Source organism: Virgibacillus sp. CM-4 (assembly GCF_000445495.1).
Lineage (GTDB): Bacteria > Bacillota > Bacilli > Bacillales > Amphibacillaceae > Virgibacillus > Virgibacillus salexigens.
In genome coordinates this window covers 959335-979194 of the sequence record NZ_AUQA01000002.1, presented here as the reverse complement: position 1 = coordinate 979194, position 19860 = coordinate 959335, and the positions used below count along the sequence as shown (strand labels likewise).

Here is a 19860-nt window from a genome sequence, read left to right as displayed (position 1 = left end):
CAATAATGAAGAAGAATGTGTGTATGTTTGTTTGGAATCATTTTACAAATGATGCAAGGGTGTTACGTGAATGCACATCTCTATCAGGGCGAGGGTATAACGTAGACTTAATATGTATTGATGATCCAAGTGATGAAACGTTGAAAAAACAAGAAAAAATAAATGAAAATTTTCAGGTGTTCCGAGTAAGAAGGTATCCAGTCGTACTCGAAACTTTACAAAAACTATACAAAAATTCAATAAAACATAAATCAATTGGTGCTATATTGTTATTAATATGGCTATTTTTCTTATTGATATTCCCTTATTTTACTGGATTTATATCAATATTTTTTTTGGTGTTGTTAAAAACGAAATTAAAAGTTGTAATGACAAGAGGAAGTATATTCTTAAGGATGATCTTAAAAGGGTCTCGAAGTCATTATGATATTTATCACGCAAATGACTTAAACACTCTTCCTCAAGGTTATGTGTGTTCTAAACTCCGATTTAAACGAAAAAAGCTAGTCTATGATTCCCATGAAGTACAAACAAGTCGTACAGGATACGATAGTAATTACTATCGTTACTTAGAAGGGCTCTTAATTAAACGTATCGACACAATGATAGTAGAAAATCATACGAGGGCAAAATACAATCAAGATCTTTATGGTTTTTATCCCCATGTATTGCATAATTATCCATTTGTTCTAGGGAAAGTGGAAAATGAAAAGATAAATATAAACGAAAAGTTAGGGCTATTTCCAGAAGAAAAAATCCTTCTATATCAAGGTGGCATACAAGCAGGTAGAGGGCTGGAGAAGCTTATAGAAGCAGTACCATCTTTTAATGAAGGAACGTTAGTATTGATTGGAGATGGGAGAATTAAGCCACAATTGGAAAAAATGGTAGAAGATTTGGAGCTGCAAGACCGAGTGAAATTTTTACCCAAAGTTCCATTATCGGATTTACCTAAATATACTCAAAATGCATATTTAGGATTCCAAGTTTTGAATAATACAAATTTTAATCATTATTCCGCTTCATCAAATAAATTATTTGAATATATGATGAGTGACATTCCTGTAATAGCATGTAGCTTCCCTGAAATTCAAAAGATTGTAGAAGGGGAAGGGACAGGCGTTTGTGTTGATTCACATGATTATAAATCAATTGCGCTAGGAGTTAACTATTTATTAGATAATCCTAGTATAAGAAAACAAATGGCTGTTAATTGCAGTAAAGCTAAACTGAAATATAATTGGAGAAACGAACAGAATATTTTGTTAGATATTTATAATGAGAGTTAAATGTCTAAGCGTATGTTTAATAGGAGGGCTAGTAGATGGTGGAGTTGTTAGATCGTATTAGCGAAGCTTACTTTGATAATATGGGTTCAGAGTTTGGTTATGACACAAGGAAAAGAATTCATTGGATTTGCGAACATGCTCAAGGTGAGGGAATTCTTGATGTAGGATGTTCCCAAGGGGTTACTTCAATTTTGTTGGCTAGGGAGAGCAAGTACGTTTTAGGTATAGATGTGCGCCAAGAGTCTATTGATTATGCAAACAGTATGCTGAATGAAGAAGTGCACTCTACTAAAAAACATGTTGAATTTCAAATGGCCAACTTTATTGATTATGAACCTAACGGGAAGAAATTTGATACCGTCATTTTTGGGGAAATATTAGAGCATCTTACTGACCCAAAGCGGTTCTTACAAAAAGCGATGCAGCTATTAACTCCGAACGGCAGGGTTATAATTACGGTTCCTTTTGGGATTAACGACTTTCCAGATCATAAAAGAACATATTACTTGAAAGAATTAATTGAACTACAAATTGATCATCTAAGTCTTGCTGAAATAAAGTTTTTTGGTAGATGGATTGGAGTAATCTTAAAATACCAAGAGAATGATGAAAGAAAATATATTGATACGGTAAATATAGATACACTCAGGGAATTAGAAGAAAATTTCTACCTGAAAGAACGGTCGCTAATTAATGAAATAGATGAAAAGAAAAAAGAAATTCGTAATTTAATTGCTACCAATAATCGTTATGAGAATAAAATTCAAGAGCAAGGAACTGAAGAACGATTGGAAAGAAATAAACAGGAAGAAGCGACGAGTCGTCTCTTATCCAAAAATGAAAGCTTGAGAAATACCATTTCTTCCTTAAGAGAGATCGAAAAAAAATATAAAGAATTACAAAAAAACACACAAACAAAAGTGAAAAAAACCGAACAAAAGTTTATTAATGAAAAAAAGAAGAAAGTGGAATCAGACAAGAAGTTACTACAATCTTATACAAAAGAAGAGAAGTTATTAAAAAACCATGCACAACTGTTAGAGCGTTATGATGCACTAAAAAACTCGAAATTAGGACGATTACAACTAAAGTACTGGCAATGGAGAAGACAACGTTTTGGGGGAAAAAATAGTGGATCTAAAGTCAATTAATCAAAGGTTAAAAACAATAAGAAAACTGAAACATCAACTACAACAGAATATAAACTCTGACTTGGAGTATATAAAGAGTAAAGATCATAGTTTTAATGTGAAGCATTCAAAAGTGGAAACGAGCAATTCTTCTACCGACAATAAAGAACAAAAGATTAAGTACTTAAAATACAGGGATCAGCATGCAGATGTTAATTTTATTTCTAAGGTTCGACGATTATTAGACCAAATCCCAGATAGTAACGGTAGTAGATACTACAACACATACAAAGTTAATATCGGAATTGTAGCAGATGAATTCTTGTTTAACTCCTTTAAAGGTGTTGCTAATTTTTACTATATAACGAAAGATAATTATAAAGATTATACGAATAAATTAGATATGTTTTTACTTGTTACCTCTTGGAAAGGGTTAAATATGGAGTGGAAAGGGTTAGGAAACCCTAATATCAGAAAGCATAGAAATCAAATGTTTGAAATACTTAATCACTATAAATCCAATGGAATAAAAACGGTATTCTATTCAAAAGAGGATCCAGTTAACTATTCAATTTTTATTGAATTAGCACAAAAATGTGATTTCATATTTACAACTGCAGAAGAAATGGTTGAACAGTATAAAGTAGATTGTAATAACAACAACGTTGATGTTTTAAACTTTGGGGTAAATCCTACATACCATAATCCGGTTGGATTTAAAACAGTGAATAAACTAAAAGGTGTGTTGTTCTCTGGTTCTTGGTATGTAAAGTATCCTCATCGTATTGTCGACACGAAACGAATATTTGATGGAATACTAGATAACCAAACTAATTTGAAGATTGTTGATCGTAATTATGAATTGAAATTGGAACGGCATTTCTTTCCAGAGAAATATGTGAAATATGTGTCTCCTGGAGTAGATCATCACACCTTACAGAAGCTGCATAAACTTTATGATTGGGCTATCAATCTAAATTCGGTGAAATACAGTAATACCATGTTTGCAAATCGAATTTATGAATTACAGGCTTTAGGAAATATACTACTTTCAAATTACAGTGTTGGAGTTAATAATAAATTTCCAAATGTTTTCCTTATTAATAATAGAAGTGAAGCGAAAGATATTCTCAATGGCTTTACAGAAGAAGAGAAATATAACCATCAGATATTTGGTATTCGTAGCGTCATGTCAAATGAAACTACCTATCACAGAATAGGTGAACTGTTAATGAAAACCAACTCTTTATACGAAAAGCAACGCAGATCAGTTGCTGTTGTTGTGAAGCATGATACTAAGTTGATCAGAGAAATGTTTAATCGACAAACGTACAAGGATAAGGAACTAATAATTGAAAGCGGCTTTGATGAAACAATGAAACATAAGTTTGATATGGTTACTTTCTTTGATGAAAGAAAAGTATATGGCGAGTTCTATCTTGAAGATATGATCAATGGTTTTAAATATACAGATTCGGATTATATAACAAAACATGCTTATTATCATGGGGATGAATTAGTAAAAGGTACCGAACATGATTATGTTAATAGTATAGATGATAAGTATCGTACTGTTTTTTGGGGAGATTCTTTTACTGTTGAAGAATTAGTATCAATGACAGAACCGGTGAAAAAGGAAAATGGTTACAGTATTGATCATTTTGAATTCAATAATAAACATGTAAATGAAAATAAAGAAGCGAAAGACTTTAAGTTATCCGTTATTATCCCAACGTATAATAATGGAAATCATCTATTAAATAAATGCTTTAACAGTTTAAAACGTAGCAGTATTTTTAAAGATATGGAATTAGTCATCGTGGATGACGGTTCTACAGATAATTACACGACGACCGTTATTAACCATTTAGCTAGAAAGTACGAGAATGTTAAAACTTACTTCTATCATGATAATGGTAGTGGTAGTGCTTCTAGACCAAGAAATAAAGGTCTCGAAATTTCCCAAGCTCCATTTATCACCTACCTAGATCCAGATAATGAGGCAATTAATGATGGATACAATATATTATTGCAAGAAATATCAAATAGTAATCATGATTTTGTAGTAGGTAATATGTTAAAGGTTTCTGATGATGTTCAGGTTTTTGATTATTATAAAACAATGGTCCAGTTTAATGGAAAAGAAGTAATCAAGCAAAAAGATATTAAACAGTATCTTAAAAATACTTCCTTTAAAGCAATGAGTATCCAAGCTTTGGTTATGAAAAGAGAGTTAGCGGAAAGTCATTCACTTAAAATGATAGAGGGTGCAGTTGGTCAGGATACATTATTCTTCCATGAGCTGTTAATGCATGCCAAACAAGTTAAAGCTATCAATTTGAATATACATGTTTATTATGCAGCTGTATCAGGCTCTGTAACAAATGAAATTTCGAAAAGTTTTTTTGATAGTTATTTTATTTTAGAAAAAAAACGGAAAAAGTTTCTTGAAGAACAAGATCTATTAGAAGCTTATATGCATAAAAAATTCTATGTTTATTTTAAAAATTGGTATTTGAAAAAATTGAATAAAGTTCATCGTGAACAACTTTCCGATGCTGTCCATAGTCTCTATTTAATCTTTGAACTATATAAAGACCATATACAAGTAAGTGACCCTTCAATTGAACGGTTTGAAGAACTATATTCACTTAACGAATATATGAAAATAGCTAATGAATTTAAATAATAGATTTACTATATAAGGAGGAGTTATTGTAATGAAGATAAATACAATTGGATTAGGGTATATTGGATTGCCGACATCAATTATGTTTGCAAAACATAATGTTGATGTTGTGGGTGTGGACGTAAATGAACATGTTATTGAATCGCTTAATTCAGGTAGAATACATATTGAAGAGCCTGGTCTCCAAGAAGCGTTGGAAGAAGTAATTGAAAAAGGTACTTTTAAAGCATCCTTGATGCCAGAACAAGCCGATGCGTTCATCGTTTCTGTGCCAACTCCTAATAAGGAAGACGAATATAAATCAATGGATATAACCTATGTTTTAAGTGCAGTCCATTCTATTATTCCTTCTTTACAAAAAGGAAATGTTGTCATTGTCGAATCTACTATCGCTCCACGGACGACAGAAGACTACATCAAACCAGTTTTAGAAGATGCTGGATTTACGATTGGTAAGGATTTATTTCTTGTTCATTGTCCAGAACGAGTATTGCCTGGCCAGATTATGTATGAATTAATTAACAATAATCGTATTGTTGGGGGAATGACACCTGAATGTACCGAAGCTGGAGCGATGGTTTATAGTACATTTGTGAAAGGTGAAATCATCAAGACAGATGCAAAAACTGCAGAAATGTCTAAATTAATGGAGAATACCTTTCGAGATGTCAATATTGCCCTTGCAAATGAATTAACTAAGGTGTGTACCGAATTAGATATAAATGCTTTAAATGTAATTGAAATGGCGAATAAACACCCAAGAGTAAATTTACATACTCCAGGGCCAGGTGTTGGCGGGCATTGCTTAGCAGTTGATCCATATTTTATTGTTTCTAAAGCTCCAGAAACGGCACAATTAATTAACTTATCAAGAGAAATTAATACCTCTATGCCACAATATGTCGTTGATAATATAAACTTACTGATGGAACAAGTATCAGGAAAAATAGTAACGGTATTTGGACTAGCCTATAAAGGAAATGTAGATGATATTCGTGAAAGTCCAGCAATGGAAATCTATGAAAATCTAAAGACAGAGAATCATTATGAAGTAAGGGCTTTTGATCCACATGTAGAAGCAGCATTTGTGGAGGAAAATGTAGAACAAGCAGTAATGAACTCAGATTTAGTTGTCATATTAACGGATCACAACGAATTCAAATCATTAGAATGGGACAAATTGAACCTAATGCGTAACCAAAGAATCCTTGATACAAAAAATATTGTTCGAAATCCGTCAGATAATATTCAATATATTAACTTTGGGAATCTTTCGAAGTTTGTGAGCAAAGAGAATATACTCGTATGACTGTAGTATTCAAAGTATTAAGAGATCAAATCACCTATTTTCCTCTAATACTACGCCTTGCAATCTATGAAATCAAAAGTAAATATCAAATGCATTATTTAGGTGTATTATGGCAAATTATAAACCCACTTATGCAAGTTTCCGTATATTGGTTTATTTTTGGGGTAGGTATTAGAAATGGAGAACCAGTGGGGAATATACCGTTTTTTATATGGCTATTAATCGGACTGATACCTTGGTTTTTTATCAGTCCTTCTATTGTTCAAGGATCTAATAGTGTATACAGTAAAGTTAACTTAGTTTCAAAGATGAAGTTTCCGGTTAGTATTTTGCCTTCAATTACGATAATAAGTAATACATTCAATTTTTTAATTATGTTAGTTCTTTTATGCATTGTTTTATTCTTATATGACATTCACATGTCTATGTATATATTGCAACTTCCATATTATTTACTTTGTATTGTAGCTCTATTATATGCAACAACGATATTATGCTCTACGATCTCCGTGTTGATAAGAGATTTTCAATTACTGATACAATCAGTAATGAGAATGATGTTCTTCTTAACGCCAATATTGTGGAGTGTTAGTGAATTCCCCGAGCAGCTACAATCTATTATTGAGCTTAATCCTTTTGCATATATCGTAAATGGTTTTAGGGATTCATTATTAAGTACAGGGTGGTTTTTTGAGGATATAAGATATATGTTTTATTTTTGGTCATTTACACTTTTAGTGTTGCTTATAGGGTCTATTCTACATGGTAATTTCAAGAATAAATTTGTCGACTATCTCTAAATTGGGGGCTCGCTATGAAGCCAATAGTAAAATTTAGTAATGTTTCTAAAACATATCACTTATTTAAAAAGAAATCAGATCAATTATTAGATATTTTCTCACTAAATAAAGATAAAAAAAGCTTTTCAGCATTGTGGGATATTTCATTTGAGGTCTATCGAGGAGAAACGATAGGGATTATAGGCGTAAATGGTTCAGGGAAATCTACGTTATCTAATTTGCTTGCTCAAGTTGTACCTCCTACATCCGGGGATATTCATATAGATGGCGAAACATCTTTAGTAGCTATATCAGCTGGTTTAAATAACTTTGTAACAGGGCGAGAAAATATTGAATTAAAATGCTTAATGCATGGGATGAAAAAGAAGGAGATTGAGCAAAAAACTCCTAGTATCATCGAATTTGCTGACATTGGCGAGTTTATTGATCAACCAATTAAAAGCTATTCTAGTGGAATGAAATCAAGGCTAGGTTTTGCCATCTCTGTTCATATTCAGCCTGATATATTAGTTATTGATGAAGCACTATCAGTAGGTGATTCCACCTTTTATAAGAAGTGTCAAGATAAATTCGCTGAATTTAAAAAACAAGGAAAAACCATCTTTTTTATTAGTCATTCTATTACACAAGTACAATCCATATCGGATAGAATTATGTGGTTAAACTTCGGTGAAATAAAACGATTTGACGACAAAGAAGTAGTTGCCACAGAATATAAAAAATTTATTAAATGGTTTAATGGCTTAACGAGCGCCGAAAAGAAACAGTATCGAACTAAAATGCTGAACCAGCAGATGGATAAAAAGAATGCAAATCATGGAGAATTTGAAACACTTAGCTTACGTAGAAATACGAAAAGAACAAAAAAACGTAAAAAATCATCTATATATCAAGTATTAATAATGTTTGCACTATTTCTAACCAGTGCGGTTCTCATGCTATTTAATGAACCATTAGAAGTACTGAAAGAAACAATAAATGGTACCAGCACGTCTCAACAGTCGAATGAAAAACCAAATGTTTCTAATGTAAATAATCAAGACGATGAAACAATTATGATGAATAAATACGGCTATGTAAATAAAAAAGAAGCACGTTTATATAAAGATAAAGAGCTTAAGCAAGAATCTACAGAAGTTACATTTGCCAGTAAATTATTTATAGGTGAAAAAATAGGAAATACTGCTTATAAAGTAGAATTATCGAACGGTGATGCGTATGTAAGTACGAAAGATATCATTATAAGAGAAGAAGATACAGCGGTATCAAATTATCAAGTCGCGGATTTCCTACCGATATTACCACAATCTTTTGCGAATTCTTATGAGTTTTTGATGCAATTTTTAAATACAGAATATGACCAGGTAAAAAACACACTTCAAGGGTTGTCGAATGAATATGTAAATGAAGATGGAACTCGGGTTCTTGAATTTGGACCACATCATCTTCGTTATATCTTTAAGGAAGGTGTAGCTACCAGCCTAATAGTAACGGATATAAATAGTAATCTACCTTTTATAGATGAAGTAAAGTCAGAAGCAGAAGTGATTGCAGAAAATGATAACCTTATATATTTCATGGCAGATACATATGAAATCATTTTAAATGTTGAAGCAGGAGAATTGGAACTACGGATGAGAAATGAATAGATCCACTTAAAGGAGCAGTTCTATGTTTGAAGAATATACCAAAGTTACTGTAGAAAACTTAGATAATCTAAATATTGAAGATAATACACCAACTTATCTAACAGTATTATTAGATGGGGTACCTTTTGAATTCTTAGTCAATATTAAAAGTGATTCTAATAATATGATCGTTTTTGGTTCTGGAGCATATGATTCTCAAAAAATGAAGCCGCCTATTTTTAACCGATTTAGTTGGAAGGATACATTTGATTGTTCAACTATATTTTATAACGATCCAACACTTTATTTGGGGGACATAAATTTAGGTTGGGGTTATGGAACACAGAATCGCCATTATCTAAGCGAGATTTCCAATATAATTAGAAGAATAAGAAACAACGTGGGAATATCAAATAAGAATATCTTGTTTTTTGGAAGTTCAGGTGGAGGATTTATGAGCTTAATGCTTTCTGCTATGATTAAAGGTTCTAGATCCTTCGTAAATAACCCGCAAACTGTAATAACAAATTATTATAAATCCCATGTTTCCAATTTACATAAAGTCGTTTATGGAAACGATCAAAATAATAGATTTGTTAATAATAGATCGAATGTTACTGAGTTATTTAAAAGATTAGAATCTGTACCCGAAGTTTTTTATGCTCAAAATATGGCTTGTAAGCATGACATGGATAATCATGTTTTTCCGTTTTTGAAAGGTCTTAATAGTTTAAAGGACAGAGTTTTCAATAATAAAGTCACAATGTATTATTATTCAGATAAAGAACAAGGACATAATCCACTTGATAATAAAACAACGATAAGACTTATAAAGCGAATATTGGATGAATAATAGTTCTATAGAACCGTTTTTTTTATTGTAATATTGTTCTAATGATATAAAAGTATTATAATTAAACTACTATTTTGAAAAGGGGGTTTATTTAATGATAGCACGATCAAATAAAAAGAAAAGATTCATATTTTCACCCGTTATAGCAGTACTTTTTTCCTTGTTACTTATTCCTATTCATTCTTTAGCAGGATCGAATTCAGATAATATATCAATTACAAGTGAAGAGTTGTTATATCAAACTACTGAAACCTTTGAATCCAAATCTGGTCTTATCTTACCAGAATCTACTTATTTTTATGGAATTGAAGAAAATAACGAGATTAAATTAAATAGTTCCAATACATATGTTTCAATACCAAAAGAAGTTGTAGAAGTAATAAAAGATGTTGACAGCATACCAAAAGGATACGAAATTTATAATGATTCAAATCGTTCGTTAGACTCAGAAAAAGAGGGTGCTTCTACACAAGAAGATAGTCTAATTGAAGGTCAAACTGAGGAAGAAAATATTGAGGGTACTGTAAGTTCAGAGGAAAGTAAAGATAACGAACAAATTTACGACGAGGATAAAAGTAAGACCGATGAAGAAGACCAAACTAAAGAATCGAATGCTGAAAGTAAAGAAGATCATGATAGTACTGTTAAGGAAGAAGAATCAACTAGTAGTACTACGGAAAAAGAGAGTTTAAATTCAAGTGAAGAAGAAAGAGAAGACACAAATAAAACAATTAGCGAGACACGACCGGAAAACGATACATCAAAGGAACCAGATGCAAACCAAAACAAAGAAGATCAGGTAAAAAAAGAAACGACCCTTAAAAAGCAAAATTATGAATCTATAGCAAGACACAACACTAATTTATGGACAGGTTCCTCATCAAACTATTTTAAAACGACCAAAAATGTAGCCGTATATGATAATCGGAGTGGTCCGCTTAAGAAAGTAGGTGAACTGCCTAAAGGCCAAGTCTACCCTATAGAAGGCGACTATGGAGATTGGCATAAAATTCAATTTGGAAACATTTCTGGATATGTGCGGAAATCAGATACAATTCCTGATAAAGGAGATTCGTTGAAGAATATAAACACCAAGTATGAAAATCAACATTATGGTTTTAAAGCATTAGAGGATGTTTCCGTTTATGATAATACTTCGGGTAGCCTTGAAGAATTTGGAGTAATTAACCAAGGTTTTTCCTCTTATTCGATCGCAACTGATTACGGAAAATGGTGGAGAATCATCTTCGCTGATCGTGTAGGCTATGTTCGAAAAAATGAAGTTGAGGCTCAATTTAATAGTAACGTAGACTACTTTAAGGCCGAAGAAAATCTAGCCGTATATGATAATCGGGATGGTAAGCTTAAAAAAGTAGGAGAGTTAACAAAAGGCCAAGTGTATCCAAGGATTAGTGATTATGGAAATTGGCATAAGATACAATTTAATGACATATATGGATATGTAAGAAAAGCTAGTACTAACCCAGATAATGGTTCCACACTTAAGAACGAAAATCATAATTATAATAATCAGAATTATGGTTTTAAAACAGTAAAAGATGTGCCGGTATATGATAACACTTCCGGTAGTCTCGTACAGTTTGGGTCTTTAGATAACGATATAACTTATAAAGTTGTATCTGATTATGGAAATTGGTGGCGCATTATATTAGCAGACCGTGTAGGTTATGTTCGTAAAAGTGATGTTGAGGCTCAATTTAATAGTAACGTAGACTACTTTAAAGCCGAAGAAAATCTAGCTGTATATGATAACCGGGATGGTAAGCTTAAAAAAGTAGGAGAATTAACAAAAGGCCAAGTGTATCCAAGAATTAGTGATTATGGAAATTGGCATCGAATACAGTTTGGTAACATTTATGGTTACATAAGAAAAACTGATACTATTCCAGATAATGGAAGTAGTATAAAGAACCTTAATGAAAACTTTTCGAATTCAGATAATAAATTTACCGCAAAAGATCAGGTGATTGTTTATGACAACACTGGATCATCATTATCACCATTTGGAAAGATTGATAAAGGAACCATCTTTCCTATAGCAACTGATTATGGTGACTGGTGGCGAGTTATTTTTGCTGACCGTGTAGGATATGTACGTAAAAGCGATGTAGACATATACGGTGTTAAAGAAACAAATTATAACTTAACTCTTGATGAGGCTTTAGCGATTCAAATGAATGCTACGCCTCAAACAGATAATAACTATGCTTATGTGTCGCAAGCGTATATTGATGAGAATAATAGAGTCACAGCAGATGTTTTAAACGTAAGAGCTGGAACAGGGACTAGGTACGATGTAGTTGGACAACTAACCAATGGAGAACGTGTTACAATTTTGGAATCAGTCAATGGTTGGTATCGTATAGAGTTTTCTCATGGGCAATGGGTGAATGCAAGTGAAGAAGATGTATTATATTATTTAGATCCAAGCAATTTTAGAGACGATGAAAGGCAGCAGTTCCAGTTCCTAGACTTAGCAAGACTTAGCGATGCTACTGCTGGTCAATTAAATGATTATTTAAGTGGTAAAGGAACATTATCGGGACAAGGGCAAGCCTTTATCGATGCTGGTGTTCTCTATGGTATTAATGATGTATATTTAGTTTCACATGCTATCTTGGAAACCGGTCATGGAACCTCTACATTAGCTAGTGGTGTAGAATACAATGGCGTTACTGTTTATAATATGTTTGGCGTAGGTGCATTTGATGAATGCCCAATTGAATGTGGAGCTAAAAGAGCTTATGAAGAAGGATGGACAACTCCATATAAAGCTATTGTTGGTGGTGCCTCATTCATTGGTAACAATTATGTAAAATCTGGACAAAATACATTATACAAAATGCGTTGGAATCCGGAATATATGAGTGATAATGGTGGTTTCTACCATCAATATGCAACGGATATAGGCTGGGCTTCTAAGCAAGTTTATACAATGTATAATCTTTATCAAGATTTAGGTTTAACCAATGTTTATTTAGATGTTCCAGTTTATAATAGTTAACATACATTTAAAAAGTAGAGGAAACAAAACTTCCCTCTACTTTTTATAAATAACTTTTGTAATTGAACCTATAAGGACAAAGCTTGCATGGGGTGATCATGGTGTTTAAAGGAGAAAAAATTTTTAAAAGGGAAAAAGAGGTTAAATATCTTTTCCACAAACCATATAGAAATACTGATAAATTAATAATTGTATTCTCAGCTTTTTCTGCAATTGGAAAAGGGCCTCGTTATAATTATATAAACACCCTAGAGGATTTTGACTGTAATAAGTTGTTTATTTTAGATGATTTTGGATCTAGGGCGTCTTATTATTTATGTGAAAATAGAGATTTTTCTATAGAAAGGTCTGTATATCAATTAATTCAGGCAATTATTAAAGAATATAACATAAAAAATACGATGGCTTGTGGTTCAAGTAAAGGAGGCTATGCTGCTTTATATTATGGATTAAAATATGGGTTTGATCATATTATTGTGGCTTCACCACAGTATTTTATAGGGGACTATATTCTAAAACAAACAAATTCAGAAGACGTAGCTAGATTTATGTCCGGTTCGGATAATGTAAAAGATAAGAAGTTTTTAAATGATATAATGCCAGATATAATTTCTCAAACTACCTACAAACCAAATGTGTTTATACACTTAGGAGAGAGAGAGTATCATTATAAAAGTCATGTTCTGCCACTATTAAGTAAGCTAGATGAGTTTAATATAGAATATCAATTAGATTTAGGTGATTATGATGATCACCAAGAGGTAATTAAATATTATCCTGGTATATTGAAGGAAAAAGTGATGGAGATATTTGAGTTTCCTCCACTAAAATTTGACATGGATCTTAGTGAGGAAATAAAGTTACATTCGATACATACAATAAAGGCAGTCACTAATTCAGAAGAAAATAAAATTGCCTGGTATCTGTATCGTGACGGCAGAAAAATAAAGACTAAAAATTATTCTTATGAGCGTAATTTTATGGTAACATTTAATAACCCAGGTGTTTATAGAATAAAGGCATTTACAATTAATAAATTAGGTCATAAAACATCAATTACTACTAAAAAGATTAAAGTTAGTTAATATTATATACACCAATGATTTTTATTTTTTGTTTAAAAAAGTACAGACAATCTACGTTTAAGTACGTTTTCCTGTACTTTTTAATTGTCAAATAAATTGTATAGATTATTCTAAATGCATTAAGACATGAGCTTTTAAATGGTCATGAACAAGTAGTTGGTTCATCACCATCGCCCATTGTTGAATTATGGGACTATCCCTGTATCTAATCCTTTTATACGAAAATACACAACACTTAAAAGAGCGTTCGTATTAGGGAATGTTGGTTACCTTAAAAGATAGTGCTTTTATTATGCAACTGATTGGCTGGGTTGTGTTCGGTAATCGACTGGTCTTAACCTAGCCAATTTTTCTTTTGATCGTACATGGTGTTGTACCAGTAGATATATTTTTCAATCCTCCTTTTTAATACTTCAAGTTTACCAATTATTCCTCATAATACATTTCTTGTTTTAAAGTTCAAAAGAATTTCTCCTTTGAAGCATTGTCTGTACAGGTTGCTTTACGTGACATGCTTTAGAATCCTCTGTTTTTCTTTAATGTCGTGCTGTAATACCACCCTTGTTCAGAATGATATTGGTGCGGTAGTCGCGAACATCTTTATTATCTCTATTGTTTTCCTTCAAAGGTTCCACGATAAGCTCTAACGTTAGACGCTTTTTTATTTTAAATGCAAAGATTTCCCCAGTATAAAAGTCAAGAATCGGATGTAAATATAATTTCTCTTTGTCTAGACATTTGAATTCTGTTAAGTCGTTTACTAACTTTAATAATTTGTTAAGTTTGCCGATATAAAGTAAAAGTCGTTTAATAAGGAGGTTATTATGAAAAAACTGTCAGTATTATTATCTTTACTAATCTTATTGACCTGTATCAATCCATCTTATCTGGTGGAGGCTACTAGTGATGGTGTTAAGAATCAAGAATCTTTAGATGTAACTAGTAAGGAAAGTTCCATAGAATCTGAACCAAAAGTAGAGGAACAAGAAAACAACGAAACCATAGTTGAGGATACAAACAATGGGAGCCAAGAAGATAATAATAATTTGAATAAGGATGAAAAAAAGAAAGAAAGTAATATACAACAAGGGCAAGAAGATAGCATAACCAATACAGAGGAAAAATCTAAATTAGAGTCAGAAGAAACAAACGGAGACAACACTCAAAAGGCAGAGCAACAAGTTGAAGAAACACAAACAACGCAAAAAGTAGAACAAGCAGAGCAACAAAAGGATAAGGAAGCAAAAACCATAAGTAATATATCGAGGATGTCAAAGGTCAATGAAACAAGGATTAGCAAATTGGGACATATTAGACATTCAAATGTAATGATTTACCCAGATATGGATAAATCAAATGCTTTTAAAGCTGGGAATACATATACAAACGCAGTTTACTATATTAAATTGCAGGCAGAAGTAGAAAATGAAATCTATTATTTAATAAGTAAAGAGCCAAGCTCAACCGAGGGTGTTGTAGGCTGGGTAAAAGCATCCGACCTATCCACGCACAGTCATAAGGGTGTAGATAGAAAAACTAAAACATTATACTTTAAAGGGACAGGCAATGCGTATAATACGGCATGGGGAGGAAGCAAGAATCTAGTATATGAAGATATGTCCCCATACCAAGGTCAGAAATTCCAAGTAAACTTGACAGAAAAAGTAGGAAGCAATACATGGTACCGCGGCGAACTAAACGGCAAAACCATTTGGCTGCATTCTTCCTATGTAATAGAACCCTCTAGTATAAAGAAGACAGCTACAAGTAAATTAGGACATATTCGAAACAGTCAAGTACAGATCTATAGTGAGGATTTCATGACATCCAAAGAGGCAGGATCTGTATATACAAACGCAGTTTACTATATTAAATTGCAGGCAGAAGTAGAAAATGAAATCTATTATTTAATAAGTAAAGAGCCAAGCTCAACCGAGGGTGTCGTAGGCTGGGTAAAAGCATCCGACCTATCCACGCACAGTCATAAGGGTGTAGATAGAAAAGCAAAAACATTATACTTTAAAGGGACAGGCAATGCGTATAATACGGCATGGGGAGGAAGAAAGAATCTAGTATATGAAGATATGTCCCCATACCAAGGTCAGAAATTCCAAGTAAACTTGACAGAAAAAGTAGGAAGCAATACATGGTACCGTGGCGAACTGAACGGCAAAACCATTTGGCTGCATTCTTCCTATGTAATAGAACCACCTAGCATAAATAAGACAGCTACAAGTAAATTAGGACATATTCGAAACAGTCAAGTACAGATCTATAGTGAGGATTTCATGACATCCAAAGAGGCAGGATCTGTATATACCCATGCGGTTTACTATATTAAAGCGCAGACAAGTTATCAAGGGAAGACATATTATTTAATAAGCAAGAAGCCAAGCTCAACCGAGGGTGTCGTAGGCTGGGTAAAAGCATCCGACCTATCCACGCACAGTCATAAGGGTGTAGATAGAAAAGCCAAAACATTATACTTTAAAGGGACAGGCAGTGCGTATAATACGGCATGGGGAGGAAGCAAGAATCTAGTATATGAAGATATGTCCCCATATCAAGGTCAGAAATTCCAAGTAAACTTGACAGAAAAAGTAGGAAGCAATACATGGTACCGCGGCGAACTGAACGGCAAAACCATTTGGCTCCATGAATCTTATGTTGTAAGTGACAGTATCCGGTACTCAAATTATGATTTAACATTAGCGGAGGCTGTAGAAATGCAAATGGCCTTATCAACACCTCCACAGACAGATAATCCATATGCGTATGTATCAGCCCAATATATTAATAGTAGTAACGAAGTGATTGCAGATGTTTTAAATGTAAGATCAGGTCCAGGTACTTCTAAGAAAATAGTTGGTTCTCTTACCTATGGAACTACAGTTGAAGTGCTAAGCGAAGTTGGTGGCTGGTACCAAATTGAATTTAATGGTGCAGGCTGGGTAGACGCTAGTGCAGAGGATGTACGATATTACCTTAATCCTGATAACTTTATAGATAATGATGTTCTTAGATTTCAATTTTTAGATCTTTCAAGAACAAGTGATGCTACGGTAAACCTTTTAAATAATTATTTAGAAGGGAAGGGAGTACTCCAAGGAAAAGGTCAATCATTCATTGATGCAAGTAGGATATATGGCGTTAGTGATATATATCTATTATCTCATGCCTTATTAGAAACAGGGAATGGTCAATCGGATTTGGCCACAGGCATTGAGGTAGGAAAAAATAAACAGGGAAATTTAGTATTGGTTACCTCAAACAATAGAAAAGAATTAACCCAAATAAAAACAACTTATAATATGTATGGAATTGGTGCAACAGATAATAATGCTCGTGAAGGTGGCGCATTTAGAGCGTATAGAGAAGGTTGGTTTACACCAGAATCAGCTATAATTGGTGGAGCCAAGTTTATAGGTAATAACTACGTGAAAGCTGGCCAAAATACGTTATATAAAATGCGTTGGAACCCAGATTCAATGGAAGACGGAAGTCCTTCGCATCAATACGCTACGGATATTGGATGGGCAACAAAACAAGTATATACAATGTACAACTTATATCAAGACTTAGGAATAACTAATGTTTATTTAGACATTCCATCCTATTCTTCTTAATAGAAAATAAGTTAATATATTCATAGAAAAAATGAACCCTAAAAGAATGCGTAATTTTTCTTTAAAGGGTTCGTTTTTTATTACAGGATTTAGTTTGAATGTCAAATGTTGTAGTAAAACAAAATAAGTTATATAATTTAATTGAATTATGCGAAAAAATGGGGTGAAATAGTGAAAGGGTTAATATCGGTAATTGTACCTGTGTACAATAGCGAAGATTATTTAGAAAAATGTATCGAATCTATTTTGCATCAAACTTATCAAAATGTTGAAATATTAATTGTTAACGACGGTAGCGCGCAAAAATGTACAGATAAATTAAATCAGCTGGCCCATTTAAATGATAGTATTAAAGTCTATCATTTAAGCAAATCAAAAGGAGCAGGTTTTGCACGCAACCATGGAATTAAAAACGCAAATGGGGAATTTGTCTATTTTTTAGATAGTGATGATTACTTACCCGAAAAAACACTAGAAATGTTAATAAATAACATTCAAGACTATTGTATAATTCGTGGCAAGATAAAGAAAACAACATTTGCGAATAGTCTTGCCGTAATTTTGGAAGGGCTTTCAAAATTGAGCCATTATACCGATAATAAATATAATTTACTAAATAATAAATCAGCCTTAAACACATTGATTAGAAGGGATTTTATTTTAAAAGAGCAATTGAAATTTTCTGAGCAAGTAAACTTATATTCTGACTTAGGTTTTATTGTCCCTGCCTTTAATAAATGTGAAGTAGTTCCTTATTTAAAAGAAGCCATTTATTTTAAAAGAAAAAGAAATGATCCCATATCAAATCCCTCTTTGAATCAAAGTGACGATTATTATAAGATAAAAGACTATATACATATATACAATAAGCTAAAAGATAGTAGTAATGATGAGGCATTGAACACTTATATAGATAAACAGTTTTTAAACTTTTATAGAAAGAATATTGTTACGTATTTTAAAGAATATCGTAGTATCGATAACTTCTATAACTCGCTGCATAAGACGTTTATCAGACTGAACCACGATTTAGTTAACGAACATAGTACTGTCTTAAAAAGAGAAGCGAATGCGTTAATAAATGGAACGATAAAACAATATAAAAGAATTAATGTCCAGCATCAATTTTTGAGAGAGTTGAAAAGTGCGGTTAAAACAAAGAAGAAATTTTATACCTTTTTATATCGTAAAGTGTTTATGAAAACAAAAATGAAGAAAGATTTCGTTTTTTTCGAGAGCTTCTTAGGAAAAGCTTATTCAGACAACCCAAAATATATATATGAATATATGCTACATAATAAGATGAGATATAAATATGTATGGAGTGTACTTGAAAAGAAGGATATACCAGGGGATCCGATTCAAGTTAAAAGATTCAGCTTACGTTATTTTTATTATTTAGCAAAATCCAAGTATTGGGTAAGTAATTCTAGATTACCAAAATATTTAAATAAAAGAGACGGCAATATATACTTACAAACGTGGCATGGCACGCCGTTAAAGACATTGGTATTTGATATTAAAGATATATATTCTGCAGATCCGAACTATAAAAGCAATTTTTATATACAATCTCGTCGGTGGGATTATTTAAATTCGCCAAACCGATATTCTTCTAAAATCTTTAGAAGTGCTTTTAAATATGATAAGCAAATGCTTGAATATGGGTATCCAAGAAATGATATTTTGTATCAAAGAAATAGTTATGATGCGATTAAGGAAATAAAAGAAAGGCTTGGACTCCCTATTAATAAGAAGGTAATCTTATATGCTCCAACTTGGAGGGACGATGAGTTTTTTTCTAGAGGCAATTATAAATTCACTTTAAAGTTAGAATTAGATAAAATGCAAGTTAAATTAGCATCGGATTATATTATATTATTGCGCACACATTATCATATAGCAAATCAACTTGATGTATCAGAATATAAAGATTTCGTAATTGATTTTAGTTTATATGATGATATTGCTGAACTTTATTTAGTTTCCGATATATTAATAACTGACTATTCTTCCGTATTTTTTGATTATGCACATTTAAAGAGACCAATTTTGTTTTACACCTATGATATTGAAAAGTATCGTGATCAGCTAAGAGGTTTTTATTTTGACATGGAAGAAGAAGTTCCAGGTCCGCTGCTATTAACTACCGATGAAGTGATAAATGCAATTAATCAGATTAAACAGGTCCATGCGAATTATCAAGATAAATATGAAGCATTTTATAATAAGTATTGTGTTTGGGATAATGGGAGCGCGGCAGAAAATACAGTTAAAACGATTTTTGTGGACAATGAATAAATAGTTAATAATTTCCTAGTTTTGTTTTATTTATATTATGGGTAATAGTTTATTAAAAATAATATATATAGTAAAATGAATATTTCACAAGTGAATAACTAGCTAGAGTAAAAAAGCAGTATAAA

Annotated in this window: 11 protein-coding genes and 1 pseudogene; 11 read left to right on the top strand and 1 reads right to left on the bottom strand. The window is 32.3% G+C overall.

Going from position 1 to position 19860, the window contains the following annotated elements; all coding sequences use genetic code 11:
- Positions 1-2: 2 nt before the first annotated feature.
- The 9 genes from M948_RS28105 (at position 3) to M948_RS42500 (ending at position 13808) form a co-directional block, all read left to right on the top strand.
- Positions 3-1289 (top strand): glycosyltransferase, encoded by a 1287-nt coding sequence (locus M948_RS28105; RefSeq protein ID WP_196806070.1) that lies wholly within the window; start codon positions 3-5, stop codon positions 1287-1289.
- A 35-nt stretch (positions 1290-1324) separates the two neighbouring features.
- The gene (locus M948_RS42505) at positions 1325-2440 is read left to right on the top strand and encodes a class I SAM-dependent methyltransferase (protein WP_021289754.1); all 1116 of its coding nucleotides are present in this window, start codon (positions 1325-1327) and stop codon (positions 2438-2440) included.
- Positions 2421-5108 (top strand): glycosyltransferase, encoded by a 2688-nt coding sequence (locus M948_RS28100; RefSeq protein WP_021289753.1) that lies wholly within the window; start codon positions 2421-2423, stop codon positions 5106-5108. Before M948_RS42505 ends, M948_RS28100 begins: the two co-directional genes overlap by 20 nt.
- Positions 5109-5139: 31 nt before the next feature.
- A complete protein-coding gene (locus M948_RS28095) occupies positions 5140-6417 on the top strand; it encodes a nucleotide sugar dehydrogenase (protein WP_021289752.1) in 1278 nt (425 codons plus the stop codon).
- Positions 6414-7217 carry an ABC transporter permease gene (locus M948_RS28090; protein WP_021289751.1) on the top strand — a complete coding sequence of 268 codons (804 nt, stop codon included), beginning with the start codon at positions 6414-6416 and terminating at the stop codon, positions 7215-7217. The genes M948_RS28095 and M948_RS28090 overlap by 4 nt, the downstream gene beginning before the upstream one ends.
- A gap of 14 nt (positions 7218-7231) precedes the next feature.
- On the top strand, positions 7232-8866 hold the full coding sequence (locus M948_RS28085; protein ID WP_021289750.1) for an ABC transporter ATP-binding protein: 1635 nt from the start codon (positions 7232-7234) through the stop codon (positions 8864-8866).
- Between the two features lie 22 nt (positions 8867-8888).
- Complete coding sequence (locus M948_RS28080) at positions 8889-9698, top strand: hypothetical protein (protein WP_021289749.1); 810 nt, start codon at positions 8889-8891, stop codon at positions 9696-9698.
- Between the two features lie 94 nt (positions 9699-9792).
- On the top strand, positions 9793-12723 hold the full coding sequence (locus M948_RS43595) for an SH3 domain-containing protein (RefSeq protein WP_021289748.1): 2931 nt from the start codon (positions 9793-9795) through the stop codon (positions 12721-12723).
- A 98-nt stretch (positions 12724-12821) separates the two neighbouring features.
- Positions 12822-13808, top strand: a complete 987-nt coding sequence (locus M948_RS42500; protein WP_021289747.1) for a YqiA/YcfP family alpha/beta fold hydrolase — start codon at positions 12822-12824, stop codon at positions 13806-13808.
- Positions 13809-13913: 105 nt separating this feature from the next.
- On the opposite strand, the pseudogene M948_RS43590 reads toward M948_RS42500, so the two are convergent.
- Positions 13914-14068, bottom strand: a pseudogene (locus M948_RS43590) (IS256 family transposase); the annotation flags it as partial.
- Between the two features lie 564 nt (positions 14069-14632).
- Between M948_RS43590 and M948_RS28070 the strand changes: the two are divergent.
- Together M948_RS28070 and M948_RS28065 are read left to right on the top strand one after the other, a co-directional pair.
- On the top strand, positions 14633-17434 hold the full coding sequence (locus tag M948_RS28070) for an SH3 domain-containing protein (protein WP_021289746.1): 2802 nt from the start codon (positions 14633-14635) through the stop codon (positions 17432-17434).
- 171 nt (positions 17435-17605) lie between these two features.
- Positions 17606-19735 (top strand): bifunctional glycosyltransferase/CDP-glycerol:glycerophosphate glycerophosphotransferase, encoded by a 2130-nt coding sequence (locus M948_RS28065; RefSeq protein WP_021289745.1) that lies wholly within the window; start codon positions 17606-17608, stop codon positions 19733-19735.
- Positions 19736-19860: the final 125 nt, after the last annotated feature.

Excerpts from the sequence above, each read along its gene's own strand:
- M948_RS42505 (WP_021289754.1), top strand. The coding sequence starts at position 1,325 with ATGGTGGAGTTGTTAGATCGTATTAGCGAAGCTTACTTTGATAATATG.
- M948_RS28095 (WP_021289752.1), top strand. The coding sequence starts at position 5,140 with ATGAAGATAAATACAATTGGATTAGGGTATATTGGATTGCCGACATCA.
- M948_RS28090 (WP_021289751.1), top strand. The coding sequence starts at position 6,414 with ATGACTGTAGTATTCAAAGTATTAAGAGATCAAATCACCTATTTTCCT.
- M948_RS28085 (WP_021289750.1), top strand. The coding sequence starts at position 7,232 with ATGAAGCCAATAGTAAAATTTAGTAATGTTTCTAAAACATATCACTTA.
- M948_RS28080 (WP_021289749.1), top strand. The coding sequence starts at position 8,889 with ATGTTTGAAGAATATACCAAAGTTACTGTAGAAAACTTAGATAATCTA.
- M948_RS43595 (WP_021289748.1), top strand. The coding sequence starts at position 9,793 with ATGATAGCACGATCAAATAAAAAGAAAAGATTCATATTTTCACCCGTT.
- M948_RS42500 (WP_021289747.1), top strand. The coding sequence starts at position 12,822 with ATGGTGTTTAAAGGAGAAAAAATTTTTAAAAGGGAAAAAGAGGTTAAA.
- M948_RS28070 (WP_021289746.1), top strand. The coding sequence starts at position 14,633 with ATGAAAAAACTGTCAGTATTATTATCTTTACTAATCTTATTGACCTGT.